The sequence below is a fragment of the Enterobacter sp. BIDMC109 genome (assembly GCF_001037885.1).
In the GTDB taxonomy this organism is placed as follows: domain Bacteria; phylum Pseudomonadota; class Gammaproteobacteria; order Enterobacterales; family Enterobacteriaceae; genus Enterobacter; species Enterobacter hormaechei_C.
The window spans coordinates 2342654-2356297 of record NZ_KQ090002.1 but is presented as its reverse complement, the minus strand read 5'-3'; the positions used below and the strand labels follow the sequence as shown (position 1 = coordinate 2356297).

Here is a 13644-nt window from a genome sequence, read left to right as displayed (position 1 = left end):
GTTTATTTCGAAGCTCGAAAATAAGGGAGTACGAGGTGGTTGCTGATAGTCAGCCAGGGCATATCGATCAGATCAAGCAGACCAACGCGGGTGCCGTTTATCGCCTGATTGATCAGCTTGGTCCGGTTTCGCGTATCGATCTTTCGCGCCTGGCACAACTGGCACCCGCCAGTATTACCAAGATTGTCCGCGAAATGCTGGAAGCCCATCTGGTTCAGGAAACAGAAATTCAGGAGCCGGGCAGCCGTGGCCGTCCGGCGGTAGGGCTGGTGGTGGAAACGGAAGCCTGGCACTACCTGTCGCTGCGGATTAGCCGCGGGGAAATCTTCCTCGCGCTGCGCGACCTCAGCAGCAAGCTGGTGGTGGAGGACCGGCTGGAACTCCCGCTTAATGCAGAGCAACCACTTCTCGATGCCATTCTGACCCACATCGACCAGTTCTTTATTCGTCACCAGCAGCGTCTTGAACGTTTAACGGCGATTGCGATCACCCTGCCGGGAATTATTGATACCGAAAATGGCATTGTTCACCGCATGCCGTTTTATGAAAACGTCAAAGAGATGCCGCTGGGCGACGTGCTGGAAAACCACACCGGTGTGCCGGTCTACATTCAGCATGATATCAGCGCCTGGACGATGGCGGAGGCATTGTTTGGTGCCTCCCGGGGCGCGCGCGACGTAATTCAGGTGGTGATTGATCATAACGTTGGCGCAGGTGTGATCACCGACGGGCGTCTGTTGCATGCTGGCAGCAGTAGCCTGGTGGAGATCGGCCATACGCAGGTCGATCCGTACGGAAAACGCTGCTACTGCGGTAACCATGGCTGTCTGGAGACGATTGCCAGCGTCGAAAGCGTGCTGGAGCTGGCGCAGGTGCGGCTCAGCCAGTCGATGAGCTCCACGCTGCACGGTCAACCGTTAAGCGTCGAGGCACTGTGCGCTGCGGCAAGGCAGGGCGATCTGCTGGCGAAGGACATTATTACCGGCGTGGGCAATAATGTCGGGCGCATTCTGGCCATTATGGTGAACCTGTTTAACCCGCAAAAAATACTGATCGGCTCCCCGCTCAGCCAGGCGGCGGATATCCTCTTTCCGGCGATTTCCGCCTGCATCAATCAGCAGGCGCTTCCCGCGTACAGTAAAAACATCGTGGTCGAAAGTACGCAATTTTCCAACCAGGGTACGATGGCCGGCGCCGCGCTGGTAAAAGATGCGATGTACAACGGCTCGTTACTGATTCGTTTGCTACAGGGCTAACTCTTTTCCAGAGATGTACGAAAAATTGCGCTATCTCAAGCCCGGTAGCGCACGCATCCCGTAGACTTTCCCCACTGAATTATTTACCTGGTTTATATTTTGAAGCATACCCAAGAGGTGGAATGAGTCATGCTTAAGCGTTTCTTTATTACTGGTACGGATACGTCTGTCGGGAAGACAGTCGTATCCCGCGCGTTACTTCAGGCCCTGGCGGCAAGCGGTAAACGCGTTGCAGGATACAAGCCGGTTGCAAAAGGCAGTAAAGAGACGCCAGAAGGGCTGCGCAATAAGGATGCCCTGGTTCTGCAAAGCGTCTCGTCTCTGGAACTGCCTTATGATGCCGTTAATCCTATCGCCTTAAGCGAAGAGGAAAGCAGCGTCGCTCACAGTGGGCTTATCAACTACAGCCTGCTTTCTGATGGCCTGGCAAATCTGAGTGAAAAGGTTGACCACGTTGTCGTTGAAGGGACCGGCGGCTGGCGCAGCCTGATGAACGATTTACGTCCCCTTTCCGAATGGGTGGTGCAGGAGCAGTTGCCGGTGATTATGGTCGTGGGCATTCAGGAAGGATGCATCAACCATGCCTTGCTGACGGCGCAGGCTATCGCTAATGACGGCCTGCCGCTGATTGGTTGGGTGGCGAACCGTATTAACCCGGGCCTTGCGCACTACGCTGAAATCATCGATGTGCTGAGCAAAAAGCTGCCTGGCCCGCTGGTGGGCGAACTGCCTTATCTGCCCCGCGCCGAGCAGCGCGAATTAGCGCACTACATCGATCTCTCGGCTTTCGGCGGTATGCTGGCCGTAGATCGAGTCGTGGCGTAGCGTTCTCGACAATACCGACGCCACAACACAGGCAACCAGCAAACCGGGAAGTAAAAAATACTGCCCGGTCATCTCACATACCATCAAGGCCGACATGATTGGCGCATGCGTTGTGGCGGCGAGCAGCGTCGCCATACCCGCCAGTCCGAGCAGGATCGCCGTCTCAGAGCCAGGAAACCACAGCGCAAAGATCTGCGCAAACAGCATTCCCGTTGCCATACCGACGAACAAGGTTGGCGTGAACACGCCTCCCGGCGCGCCGGACCCGCTGCTTGCCAGCACCGCCAGCAGCTTGCAAATAAAGACGCCAGCAATCACCGACAGCAGCGGCGGCGACTGCAAAAACGCCTGAACCACGCTATAGCCATTCCCCCATACCTTCGGCGTTAGCAGCGACAGCAGCCCGACGATCAGACCACCCAGCGCCAGCTGCCACGGCGGTGAAAGTTTGAGACGCAGAAACAGCCTGTGGCTGGCCGCCATCAGCCACATCAGCAGCGGGCCGCAAACGCCAGCCAGCAGACCCACGCCAACGATCAGGAAATAATCCACCGCCGTAAGCATCTCGCTGAGATGGACATCATATAGCGTATTCGCGCCGGGACTTAACAGGCGCGTGGTCAGCAGGGCCACTACAGCAGCAATCACCACCGGGCCGAGGGAGGCCAGCATCAGCGTGCCAAACAGGATCTCTGCGATAAACAGGCTGCCCGCCAGCGGCGCATGATAGGCGCTGGCCATCCCGGCGGCGGCACCGCAGGCGATCCACAGTTTCCATTCGGATTTCGGCGTACAACGTTGTGCAAAAAAGGAGGCGGCGAGGGCGGCGAGCAGGATCATGGCGCCTTCACGGCCGATGGCGCTGCCGCTGGCGACCACCAGCAACGACGCGAGGGATTTCACCAGGCTGGCGCCATAATCAAACTGGCCGTCACCGGTCTCAAGCGCTTCCATATAATCGGTGGGGGCGTGGGGACGTTGTGCCGTCATGCGCTGCCATCCCCACAGTAGCACTCCCGCGGCCAGACCACCCAGCGCAGGCGTCAGCGCCCGCCGCCAGGGCGATAACGCGGCCGCGGCGTTCACCAGACTTCCGCTTTCGTTGCTGAGAAATAGCCACTCCAGCAGATACATGCTGTGGCGGAACACCGCAACGGCCAGCGCCGCCAGCACGCCGGTGACGGTAGCAATCAGGAGACGGCGAAACATCGCGCGGATGTCGGGGTAAGCGTGAAGACGTTGCATGGAGTCGTGATTTAACGGGGACGATACAATATTGTGGCGGGAAATCGGGAGGTTAGCAAAAGGTATGCGTGCGGAAAAGGCCGGGCAGTACCCGGCCTGAATGCTTAACTCTCGCTATGAATATTTAATGCCCGGCGCGTACGCCCTGAACTCAAATACTCCGCAATATAATCCTGGGATATCTCGCCGTTATAGCGTCCGTCCTCGTCCACAATCGGCATCCAGCTGGTGTTGCTCTCATACAGGCGAGAAAGCACCACGCGCAGGTTATCCTCGGCCTTACCGGTCATGCGGAACGGATGCAGAATATCCCCGCAGCTGCCGCTGGCGTTACGCGCTTCGCGGCGCTTCACAAAGCCGAGCGGTTTGCCGTGCTCATCAACCACGGTAATGGCGCGAATATCGTTGTCATCCATGGTGGCGAAGGCCTCCGGCAGCGGCGTCGATTCGCGTACCGTAATGGTCGGCTGCTGGTCGGTGACGTCGCCCGCCGATACCAGCAGCAGGCGTTTCAACGTCCGGTCCTGACCAACAAACGAGCCGACAAACTCATTCGCGGGTTTCGCCAACAGCTCGTCCGGGCTGGCGCACTGCACGATACGACCCTGACGGAAGACGGCAATACGGTCGCCCAGCTTCAGCGCTTCGTCAATATCGTGGCTCACCAGCATCACGGTCTTTTTCAGCTTGCGCTGCATCTCCAGGAACTGGTTCTGGATCACCTCACGGTTAATCGGGTCGACCGCGCCGAACGGTTCATCCATCAGCAGGACCGGAGGATCCGCTGCCAGCGCGCGGATGACGCCGATACGCTGCTGCTGACCGCCGGACATTTCGCGCGGATAGCGATGAAGGAATTTATGCGGATCCATTGCCACCATATCCATCAGCTCCTCGGCACGGGATTTACAGCGCGCTTTATCCCAGCCCAGCATGCGCGGCACGACGGTAATGTTCTCTTCGATGGTCATGTTCGGGAACAGGCCAATCTGCTGGATCACGTAGCCAATGTTGCGGCGCAGGGTCACGGTGTCCATTCCGCTGGTGTCTTCGCCGTTAATCAGGATCGTCCCGCTGCTTGGCGTAATGAGACGGTTGATCATCTTCAGGGTAGTGGTTTTCCCGCAGCCGGACGGGCCGAGCAGCACGCACATTTCCCCTTCAGGCACGTTCAGGTTGACGTTGTCGACGGCCTTAAACGTCTGGCCGTGTTTCTGTGAAAATTGTTTGGTGAGGTTTTCCAGTTTTATCATTATCGAATCCCCTTCGGAGTCAGTACCACCTGCAAACGGTGCAGCAACCAGTCGAGCACAATCGCTAAAAGACAAATCATCAGCGCGCCCGCAATCAACATACGAATATCACTCCCGCCAATACCGTTAAGCAGCAGCAGGCCCAGCCCGCCCGCACCGATCACGGCGGCAATCGCCATGACGCCGATGTTCATCACCACGGCGGTGCGGATGCCGCCAAAAATCACCGGCAGCGCCATCGGGATTTCCACCCAGCGCAGACGCTGCCAGAAGGTCATGCCGATGCCGCGTCCCGCTTCTCGCAGGCCCGGCGGCAGGCTGTCGAGCGCCGTGTGGGTGTTACGCACAATCGGCAGCAGCGAATAGAGGAACACCGCCGTAATCGCGGGCAGGGCGCCAATGCCCTGACCGATCAGCGAAAAGAGCGGGATCATCAGGCCGAAAAGCGCAATTGACGGGATGGTGAGCACAATGGTGGCAATCCCCAGCACCGGCGTTGCCAGCCATTTATGGCGGACAATTAAAATGCCCAGCGGCACGCCAATCACAATCGCCAGGCCCACGGCGAGCGCCACCAGCCACAGGTGTTGCAGCGTCAGGGTTAAGAGATAGTCCCAGTTGTCGAGAATATAGTGAATCGTCTCCATAGCGCCTCCTACAGCAACTGTTTGCTACGCAGGAAATCACGGGCGACCTGCTGCGGTGACTGATGGTCGATATCCACCTTCTTATTCAGTTCGGTGATAACGTCGTTATTGAGCTGGGCTGAGAGGGTGTTCAGCGCCTCCTCCAGCCCCGGATTAGCCTCCAGCGTGTCTTTCCGAACAACTGGCGTCACGGCGTAACTCGGGAAGAAGCCTTTATCGTCTTCCAGCACTTTAAGATCGAAGCCCTTTACGCGCCCGTCGGTGGTGTAGATCAGCCCCGCATCGACAAACCCGTCGCGCACCGCGTTATAGACCAGGCCAGGATCCATCTGGCGGATCTGCGGGCGATCCAGCTCCATGTTGTAGGCCGCCTGCAACGGTTTCATCCCGTCGCTGCGCCCGGCAAATTCCAGGTCAAGGCCCAGCAGCCAGTTGTTATCCGGATCGGTTTTACGGATCTGCTCAATCTTTGCCACCATTTCAGACATGGTATTGATATGTTCAGCCTCGGCGCGCTTGCGCTGCATGGCAAAGGCATAGGTATTGTTCATATCGGCAGGTTTAAGCCACACCAGACCGTGCTTCGCATCGAGGCGTTTCACCGTCTCGTATGACTCCTGCGGCGACATGCGTTTGTTGATGTGGTTGAAGATGATCAGCGACGTGCCGGTATACTCCCAGGTCATATCAATCTGCTTGTTGATCATCGCATTGCGGGAAATCACCGTTGCAATATTGGTCTGCGGCTGTACCTGAAACCCTTTCTTTTGCAGATACTGCACGGTCATGGCCGAGAGAATGTGCTGCTCGGTAAAGCTCTTGGTTGCCAGGATCAGCGGCGCGGCGAGCGCCTGGCTGGTGAAGAGCGCGGCGGCGCACAGCGCCGTCAGGCCGGAAAACAGTCTCATAGAAGCTCCTTGTTATAATTATCGCGCGAGATGCGGGCTCAGTAGTCGGCCCAGTGCCGCCAGCAGCGTATCCAGAATCAGGGCGAACAGGGCGGTGGCCGCCGCGCCCAGGATCAGCGTCGGGAAGTCATTCAGATAGATCCCCGGGAATATCAGCTCGCCGTAGCTGCTGGCGCCAATCAGGAATGCCAGCGGTGCGGTACCGACGTTAATCGCAGTGGCAATGCGAATACCGGAAAGCATCACCGGCCAGGCGTTAGGCAGTTCGACCTGACGCAGGCGCTGCCATTTGGTCATGCCGATGCCGTTTGCCGCTTCCAGCAACGACGCGGGAACAGAGCACAGCCCGGCATAGGTGTTACGCACAATCGGCAGCAGGGAAGCCAGAAAGAGGGCGATAATGGCCGGTTTATCACCGATGCCAATCACCACCATCGCCAGCGCCAGAACGGCCAGCGGCGGCAGGGTGTTGCCCACGTTAAAGATTTGCATCACATATTCGGCGATACCACGCGCGGCCGGACGGCTCAGCAGAATACCGCTTGGAATGCCCACCAGCAGGGCAAAGAACATGGATGAAAAGACCAGAATCAGGTGCTGTTGCCCGAGGTAAATCAGGTCAACCTGGCGCGCCTTAATCGTCTCCAGTCCAATTCCCCAGGTGAGGAGAGCGAGAACCACGATAATCGCGCCGACAAAAAGCAGCGAACGTTTAAGTAATGGGTGCATTGCGGTGTGTCTCCCTGTGCGCATGCGTTATAGCAACCACCGGTTGCCTGTTGTTATGCCATGTTTCGGCAGGGGTACTTCACCTATAGCAAGCGAAACGGAAGGGTTCCAGCGAAGGGGGTAAAACAGTAACCCTATGAAATTAGTGACAACCGGAGTGAAGCCTTATGGCATAAGGGCTGTCAGTGGGCAGGCAGAATAGTCTTAAAGAAGCACGCCTTAGGTGACAACGTCACGTAAAGCGTGCTGATTAAACCTGACGACTGAGCGCGGCGCGCACCTTGCGTACCCGCCACGAGATGCGGACGATAGAGAAGGCGGCAACGAGTACCAGCATCAGGCCCAGCGCCAGCATGGCGTGGAATCCAAACGCTCTGAACAGGATCAGCCCCGCGATCCCGCCGCTGATAAAGGAGAAAAGGGTAGTTAAATGGGTCTTGAGCTGACTCTTTTGCGCGGCCGTATCTTTGGAGTAATCCCGGCGCAGCATGGCGACCATAACGGAGGCCAGCGAAATGCCCGCATCGGTCAGCGTGCCGGTGATGTGCGTGGATCTCACCCGACCGCCGGATAGCTGAGTGGAGGTGGAATTATGAATGCCCATCAACCCGCACAGGAAAATAATAATCTCCTGATTCGTGGCGAAGGAGTGAAAATACATTTCGTACAGGGATACCCCGGCCAGTAATAGCCCTTCAACAAACAGAACCTGGCTGAATACCAGCCTGACGTTATGGATAATCCCCCAGATAACAATAATCCGCGCAGCGATGGCGCCTGAGACAAACGACAGAATAATGGCGCCAAAGAAAAGAATATCGCTGAGATCGGTGGAGGAAACTTCGCTGGATAACTGCGAGGTATTACCCGTCATATGCGAGGGAAAAAAACCGAACGCGCCCAGCGCAATGGCATTCAGCAGTCCCGCAGAGGTCGCCAGCCAGAGGGCAAGACGACGATCCTCCTGATGCGTTCGTTCTTTCTTTAATTTAATCAGCAAAGAATACCTCCGGTTTGAGCTTTGCCTGAACGCTCAAGCTAACAAAGCGATGTCGCTGGCTGACCAGGATATTGCTTAATTATTATTTCAACGGGAGGAGTGCGAGGTTTTGTAATTAAATAAAATAACCTTGTTAATAGAATGCCTTATTTCCGGTGGCGCGACGTCGTAAAAGTCAGTATTACGGCACTCAGGAGTAATATGCCGCTTAAAGCGAAGGTGCTCTGCCAGCCAAAGGCATCAAACACCACGCCACCCGCCGTTGAGCCAAGCGCAATGGACAGTTGGATCACCGCGACCATTAGCCCGCCGCCATCCTCGGCATCTTCCGGTAACGTACGGGCGATCCACGTCCACCAGCCCGTGGGGGCCGCAGTTGCCAGCATTCCCCAGAAACCTAACAGCAGGGCCACGATCCACAGGCTGTCCCCGGTGAGCATTAATACCCCTGCAATCAGCGCCATAAGCAGCGGTATGGCCATTAAGGTGAGGTAAAACGCGGCATTCAGGGCCAGCGCGACGATCAGCGTGCCGATGAAACCTGCGATACCGATAGTGAGCAGGATTAGCGATAAGGCGGAAGGACTGACGTGGGTGACGGTTTCGAGGAAGGGGCGTACATAGGTAAATAACGCAAACTGTCCCATGAAGAACAGGCCGCACGCCATCAGACCCATCGAAACAGCAGGCCGGTGGAACAGGCGAAATACGCTTTTACGTGGCGACGGACCCTGGTTCCCGCCCATGTTGGGCAGGCTAAAATATTGCCAGATGAACGCCACAATCGCCACGGGAACCAGGCAAAGAAACGCGCCGCGCCAGCCAATGGTCGAGCCGAGATAACTGCCCAGCGGGGCGGCGACCACCGTCGCCAGCGCGTTGCCGCCGTTAAAAATCGCCAGCGCACGAGAGACCTGATGCTGAGGCACCAGCCGAATGGCGGTGGCAGCAGACATCGACCAGAAACCGCCGATGGCGATGCCGATCAGCCCCGGCCTGCCATATACATCAAAGCGTTTGGGGCGAAGGCGATAATGATCCCTGACAGCGCCATCAGGACGGTCATGCCTGAAAGAAGATGTTTGCGATTCATATTCCCGGCAAGCCGGGAAAGAAAAAGGCTGGTCAGGACAGCCAGCGCACCAGAGAGGGCGATCCCCTGGCCAGCCGTCCCCTCTGTCACCCCTAAATCTCTGGCGAGGGGCGTGAGCAGACTGACGGGCATAAATTCCGAGGCAATGAGGACAAAAACGCACAGGGTCATGGCAAAAATACCGCCCCAGTGTGCACGCTCAGCATCACGGGATGAGGTTTGATTCAGTGTGGACATAGGTGTAATTCACGGCGAAGAGAAGATAAGCCCCCTGATTGCCGGGGGCTAAGAGAATTAATCCAGACTGGTTTTGAAAAACTGCCCGAACTGCGCGAACGGGATTTTCCCTGCGACGTTATCGTAGAGATCAACGTGATTCGCACCGGGAACAATCACCAGTTCTTTCTGTTTGCTGCCGACAGCTTTAAACGCATCTTCCGCAAAATAACGTGAGTGCGCGTTTTCACCGGTCACAATCAGCGTTGGGATGGTGATCTCCCCGGCATAGCTCAGCAGCGGCATATTCATAAAGGACAACGGCATGGTCGCGGTCCATGCGCCGGTGGAGTTTACGGAACGGGCATGGAAGCCGCGCGGCATACGGTAGTAATCATAGAACTCTTTCAGTACCGGATGCGGATCGGCGGGCAATGCTTCCGGCAGAATACGCCCGGCCGCCGTTACCTTACCGTTTTCATCGACATAAATATCGTGGCCGCCATGGGCGAAGGTGCCGCTTTCAGCATCTTTCCAGCGTTGCGCGTTCAGATACTGCAACACGGCCCGGCGATCGGCCGCTGAATAACGATCTTTCCCGTCGCCCACGCCGTGACCCATCGCGCGGCTCATATCGTACATTACGCTGGTGGCGACCGCCTTCACGCGGGTATCCATGGATGCCGCGTTCAGCGCCATACCACCCCAGCCGCAGATCCCGAGAATGCCGATACGGTTACGGTCGACTTCTTTCTGTAATCCGAGGAAATCCACTGCGGCGCTAAAGTCTTCGGTGTTGATGTCAGGGGAGGCAACGTTACGCGGCTGGCCGCCGCTTTCACCCGTGTAGGATGGGTCGAAGGCCAGGGTCACGAACCCCTGTTCAGCCAGAGTCTGGGCGTAAAGACCACTGGATTGTTCTTTTACCGCACCGAACGGTCCACTGACGGCAATCGCCGCCAGCTTCTGGTCGCCGCTGTTCCTGGGAATGTACAGATCGCCGACCAGGGTGATCCCGTATCGGTTCTCGAACGTCACCTTGCGGTGGTCGACTTTATTGCTCTCGGCGAAGGTCTTATCCCAGGTTGTCACCATCGAAACGGGGGCGGCAGGATTTCGTGATTCTGCATAACTCATTGTTGTCACTCCACTTAATGATGCGCATAGCAGCAGCGCAACGGACAGTTTTTGGGTGAATGTTTGCATAAGAGGTACCGTGTGTTGTTGTAATGCGGTCATTATAGTTAGCAGAAATAGTGCTGATTAGAGGCCAAAGGCTGCTAGGATTAATATCATATTGTTATGAATTGATGAGGCATGATGGCGAAGCGGGAAAACTACAATGAGCTGTATCTGTTTATCCAGGTGGTGCGGGAGGGAAGCTTCACGGCAGCCGCGCAACGGCTCGGGCTGGCACAATCCGGGATCAGTCGATCGGTTCGCGAGCTGGAAGAGCGGCTGGGCGTTCGGCTTCTGGTGCGTACAACGCGCAAACTGTCGCTGACCCACGCCGGGGAGCAACTTTACCAGACCGCTGGTTCAGCCTTTGATGCGCTCGATACCGGGCTGACCAGACTGGCGCATTACCGCCAGACGCCATCCGGCACGGTGCGCATTAATGCCAGCCAGCACGCCATCGAAAAATGCCTGCTGCCAAAGCTCGCTATCTTCAAACAGCGTTACCCGGATATCCGTCTGGAATTGATGAATGAGAGCCGGTTCGTGGATATCATTGCCGAGCGATTCGACGCGGGCGTCCGGCTTGGGCCGGAGGTGGGACAAGGAATGATTGCCGTGCGCATCACGCCCGATATGGAGATGGCTGTGGTTGCCGCTCCGGCGCATTTTCGGCGCTATGGTTTCCCGCAGACGCCCGCCGATCTGGATGCTCATCCCTGCATTGCCTACCAGTTTGCCGACGGTAACCACTATCAATGGGAGCTTGTTCAGGACGGGAAGCATGTTACTCACCGCCCGGAGGGACAATGGGCCTTTTCCGACAGCTACATGGAGGCCGAAGCGGCCCGGCTGGGACTCGGGCTGGCCTATGTCCCGGTTGAGCTGGTGGCTGACGATCTGGAGCGTGGCACGCTTATACGCGTCTTACAGCGCTACAGCCTGCGGATGGACGGACTGTACCTCTATTATCCACACCGCAACGTATCCCCGGCGCTGAGAGCGGTGATTGATACGCTGAAAATTTAGGGTGCCTCTTCGCTACGGTCTATACAGCCCCTACGTTTGTGATACGCTACTATTTTATATAGCGCAGCTCAACTAAGGCTCTGAAATGACAAAAATAGTGCCAGAATATACGGTAGTTGACTTATCACGTTGGGCAAGAAAGGAACACTTTGAAGTATTTCAGGGCTTTGCTCAATCTACATTTAACCAAACGGTTCAGCTGGACATTACCGTGCTGCTAAAGCATATCAAAGAGGTTGGCTGGAAATTTTATCCTGCGATTATTTCCCTTATTTCTGACGTCGTAAACCGGCATCCGGAATTCCGTATGGCCATGAAGGATGATGAGCTTGTAATATGGAATGAGGTTCATCCAAGCTATACCCTTTTCCATAAAGAAACGGAGACGTTTTCATCGTTATGGAGTCATTACGATGGAAATATTCACCATTTTCAGCGCGTTTATGCAGAAGATGTCGCCCGCTATGGCAATATCCTTGCTTATTGGCCTAAGGAAGAGTCCCGGGAAAATATATTCTTCATATCGGATATTCCGTGGGTCAGCTTTAGCAGTTTCAACGTCAACGTCGCTAACATGCGGAATTTTTTTGCGCCCATGTTCACGTTTGGAAAATACTATAACCAGGATGGAAAGGTCTTGTTGCCTTTCGCCGTTCAGGTCCATCATTCTGTCTGTGACGGTTTCCATGTGGCCAGGCTGATCAACGAGTTACAAGAGTTGTGTGATAATTTACCGCACCATTCAGAGGCGCTCAACGTGTGATTCACGTGTTTTTAACATACGCCTGACGAGGGGAAATAATGGAACCGAATTTTACGCCAGAACAGATTGAAATGATTAACCGCATTGTTTTCGAGCAGATCGAGATCATGCATGAGAAAGTAGCTGAAATAATCGCAGATACAGAGACGGTGGCGCATCAGCGCCTGAAGGATAACGGGATCACTATGACAGATTTCTATCCTGCAAATAAAAACTTCCTGATGATGACACTTGTACAGGATCTGATAGATAAAGTGCACGGGGGCGATAAGGACCTGGCCAAAACAATGATAACCATGGAAGCAAAAAGGCTGAATATCAGCGTAAACGTTGAGGCGGACAAATCAAGATAACAGGACGTATTTTCAGGGTTACGGTTGATGAATATAAGGTTCAGCCGACCTTAATAAAGCCGCGAGCCGTTTCCGGCCCGCGGCGGAAGGACAGGTGATTAGACGTTCTGACGATCAGGCGGCTTTGACGGCCCGGATTTTTTTGCTGCTGTCCGCATCTGATGCTGTTTTATCCGTTTCAGCATTGAGCTCGGGAAGCTTGCTGGTACGCAGGATATGCTGCACGGACTCTTTCTGCTCGGCGAGATAAAGACCAAGGTTCTCCGCCTGCGTTTCATCCATCTGCATTCCACTTTGCAACAGCCAGTCGGTAAACGCTTCTGCCATATCGAGCAGTTTGTCGTGAGCGTCAGCCTCTTTCTTACTGGCAAATGTCATTTTTTCTTCACCTTTTCTTACGACAACAAATTTTGTTTCAACAGCCATTGTGCACCCCTGTATACTGTAATTATATACAGTATAGCAGTTGTGACGTTGTGTTGCAGCAAAAATGTGCGAGCCTGGCCTGCACAACGGGTGGACAAGCCAGGTGCTGTTATCGGTACAGCGTTTTTTCGGCAATCGGGATCAGCAAAGTGGACTGCCATTCCGCCAGCGTCAGCTGGGCAAGTTTACCCAGCGCGGTGTAGAACGGATGGGCCGCGTTTTCAACGAATACGCTAAGGAAACGCGTGCTCCATGGCAGCAGATGCCAGGCAAGAAGCTGGTCGCGTTCTGTTTCGCGACCGTTCTCGGCAAGCCATGCCGCCAGCATCAGCAACGTTCCGAAATGATCTTCGGGCTCATTCTGCTGCATCTCAAAGGCGATATGGTTTTCACGCATCCACTGACGCAACGCGAGGGTCGAATCGCCAAACAGCACGGACTCGCGATCAAGCCAGACCGAGCCCCACGGGGGGGCGGGCAGGGCATACGGGCCAATAAACAGACGCTGCCAGGCGTCTTTCAACGCTTCATCCGATGGGGTCTTAAACATACTGGCGACAGGCAGCAGATTTTCCTCCGCCAGCGGCCAGTCCTGAACCCAGTCACCTGCGGTCAGGGCACTCACCAGCGGCGCGGTCTGCTCGCTGTCTGGAGCGAAATAAAACAGCGCGCCCAGTACCCGGGCGCTGAACGCGAACGATTCGCGGTGTGAGACGTCATTCATT

The 13644-nt window shown here is 55.7% G+C and carries 14 protein-coding genes and 1 pseudogene; 5 read left to right on the top strand and 10 right to left on the bottom strand.

Features of this window, described 5'->3' with window-relative positions:
- The first annotated feature begins 35 nt into the window (after window positions 1-35).
- A complete protein-coding gene (mlc, locus tag SK62_RS11140; RefSeq protein ID WP_003857451.1) occupies window positions 36-1256 on the top strand; it encodes a sugar metabolism global transcriptional regulator Mlc in 1221 nt (406 codons plus the stop codon).
- A gap of 129 nt (window positions 1257-1385) precedes the next feature.
- Window positions 1386-2081 carry a dethiobiotin synthase gene (bioD, locus tag SK62_RS11135; protein WP_015570628.1) on the top strand — a complete coding sequence of 232 codons (696 nt, stop codon included), beginning with the start codon at window positions 1386-1388 and terminating at the stop codon, window positions 2079-2081.
- Here bioD and clcB read toward each other — a convergent pair.
- From clcB to SK62_RS11095, 8 genes and pseudogenes are all read right to left on the bottom strand, one after another.
- Window positions 2016-3326, bottom strand: a complete 1311-nt coding sequence (clcB, locus tag SK62_RS11130) for a voltage-gated ClC-type chloride channel ClcB (RefSeq protein ID WP_045339624.1) — start codon at window positions 3324-3326, stop codon at window positions 2016-2018. The two genes, bioD and clcB, sit on opposite strands and share 66 nt — an antisense overlap.
- Window positions 3327-3430: 104 nt before the next feature.
- Window positions 3431-4579 carry an osmoprotectant ABC transporter ATP-binding protein OsmV gene (osmV, locus tag SK62_RS11125; protein WP_003857446.1) on the bottom strand — a complete coding sequence of 383 codons (1149 nt, stop codon included), beginning with the start codon at window positions 4577-4579 and terminating at the stop codon, window positions 3431-3433.
- A complete protein-coding gene (osmW, locus tag SK62_RS11120; RefSeq protein ID WP_022647970.1) occupies window positions 4579-5226 on the bottom strand; it encodes an osmoprotectant ABC transporter permease OsmW in 648 nt (215 codons plus the stop codon). Before osmW ends, osmV begins: the two co-directional genes overlap by 1 nt.
- A gap of 8 nt (window positions 5227-5234) precedes the next feature.
- Complete coding sequence (gene osmX / locus SK62_RS11115) at window positions 5235-6134, bottom strand: osmoprotectant ABC transporter substrate-binding protein OsmX (protein WP_017694085.1); 900 nt, start codon at window positions 6132-6134, stop codon at window positions 5235-5237.
- Window positions 6135-6152: 18 nt separating this feature from the next.
- Window positions 6153-6863: an osmoprotectant ABC transporter permease OsmY gene (gene osmY / locus SK62_RS11110; protein ID WP_047719422.1), complete on the bottom strand. Its 711-nt coding sequence runs from the start codon at window positions 6861-6863 to the stop codon at window positions 6153-6155.
- A 250-nt stretch (window positions 6864-7113) separates the two neighbouring features.
- Window positions 7114-7863: a YoaK family protein gene (locus SK62_RS11105; protein WP_047719423.1), complete on the bottom strand. Its 750-nt coding sequence runs from the start codon at window positions 7861-7863 to the stop codon at window positions 7114-7116.
- A 146-nt stretch (window positions 7864-8009) separates the two neighbouring features.
- Window positions 8010-9193 (bottom strand): annotated as a pseudogene (locus SK62_RS11100) (MFS transporter).
- Window positions 9194-9250: 57 nt separating this feature from the next.
- Window positions 9251-10378, bottom strand: coding sequence for an alpha/beta hydrolase (locus SK62_RS11095; protein WP_047719424.1), 1128 nt, complete (start codon window positions 10376-10378; stop codon window positions 9251-9253).
- Window positions 10379-10492: 114 nt separating this feature from the next.
- On the opposite strand from SK62_RS11095, the gene SK62_RS11090 reads away from it, so the two are divergent.
- From SK62_RS11090 to SK62_RS11080, 3 genes are all read left to right on the top strand, one after another.
- Window positions 10493-11377: a LysR family transcriptional regulator gene (locus SK62_RS11090; RefSeq protein WP_017384550.1), complete on the top strand. Its 885-nt coding sequence runs from the start codon at window positions 10493-10495 to the stop codon at window positions 11375-11377.
- Between the two features lie 85 nt (window positions 11378-11462).
- A complete protein-coding gene (gene catA / locus SK62_RS11085; RefSeq protein ID WP_047719425.1) occupies window positions 11463-12140 on the top strand; it encodes a type A chloramphenicol O-acetyltransferase in 678 nt (225 codons plus the stop codon).
- A gap of 38 nt (window positions 12141-12178) precedes the next feature.
- The gene (locus SK62_RS11080) at window positions 12179-12493 is read left to right on the top strand and encodes a hypothetical protein (protein WP_045339618.1); all 315 of its coding nucleotides are present in this window, start codon (window positions 12179-12181) and stop codon (window positions 12491-12493) included.
- Between the two features lie 114 nt (window positions 12494-12607).
- On the opposite strand, the gene SK62_RS11075 is transcribed toward SK62_RS11080, so the two are convergent.
- Window positions 12608-12919 (bottom strand): YebG family protein, encoded by a 312-nt coding sequence (locus SK62_RS11075; RefSeq protein ID WP_017384548.1) that lies wholly within the window; start codon window positions 12917-12919, stop codon window positions 12608-12610.
- 109 nt (window positions 12920-13028) lie between these two features.
- The gene (gene dmsD / locus SK62_RS11070) at window positions 13029-13643 is read right to left on the bottom strand and encodes a Tat proofreading chaperone DmsD (protein WP_015570619.1); all 615 of its coding nucleotides are present in this window, start codon (window positions 13641-13643) and stop codon (window positions 13029-13031) included.
- Window position 13644 lies beyond the last annotated feature (1 nt).

Bases quoted from the DNA above. Each gene is read 5' to 3' on its own strand.
- bioD (WP_015570628.1), top strand. From the start codon at position 1,386: ATGCTTAAGCGTTTCTTTATTACTGGTACGGATACGTCTGTCGGGAAG.
- clcB (WP_045339624.1), bottom strand. From the start codon at position 3,326: ATGCAACGTCTTCACGCTTACCCCGACATCCGCGCGATGTTTCGCCGT.
- osmV (WP_003857446.1), bottom strand. From the start codon at position 4,579: ATGATAAAACTGGAAAACCTCACCAAACAATTTTCACAGAAACACGGC.
- osmW (WP_022647970.1), bottom strand. From the start codon at position 5,226: ATGGAGACGATTCACTATATTCTCGACAACTGGGACTATCTCTTAACC.
- osmX (WP_017694085.1), bottom strand. From the start codon at position 6,134: ATGAGACTGTTTTCCGGCCTGACGGCGCTGTGCGCCGCCGCGCTCTTC.
- osmY (WP_047719422.1), bottom strand. From the start codon at position 6,863: ATGCACCCATTACTTAAACGTTCGCTGCTTTTTGTCGGCGCGATTATC.
- SK62_RS11095 (WP_047719424.1), bottom strand. From the start codon at position 10,378: ATGCAAACATTCACCCAAAAACTGTCCGTTGCGCTGCTGCTATGCGCA.
- SK62_RS11090 (WP_017384550.1), top strand. From the start codon at position 10,493: ATGGCGAAGCGGGAAAACTACAATGAGCTGTATCTGTTTATCCAGGTG.
- catA (WP_047719425.1), top strand. From the start codon at position 11,463: ATGACAAAAATAGTGCCAGAATATACGGTAGTTGACTTATCACGTTGG.
- SK62_RS11080 (WP_045339618.1), top strand. From the start codon at position 12,179: ATGGAACCGAATTTTACGCCAGAACAGATTGAAATGATTAACCGCATT.
- SK62_RS11075 (WP_017384548.1), bottom strand. From the start codon at position 12,919: ATGGCTGTTGAAACAAAATTTGTTGTCGTAAGAAAAGGTGAAGAAAAA.
- dmsD (WP_015570619.1), bottom strand. From the start codon at position 13,643: ATGAATGACGTCTCACACCGCGAATCGTTCGCGTTCAGCGCCCGGGTA.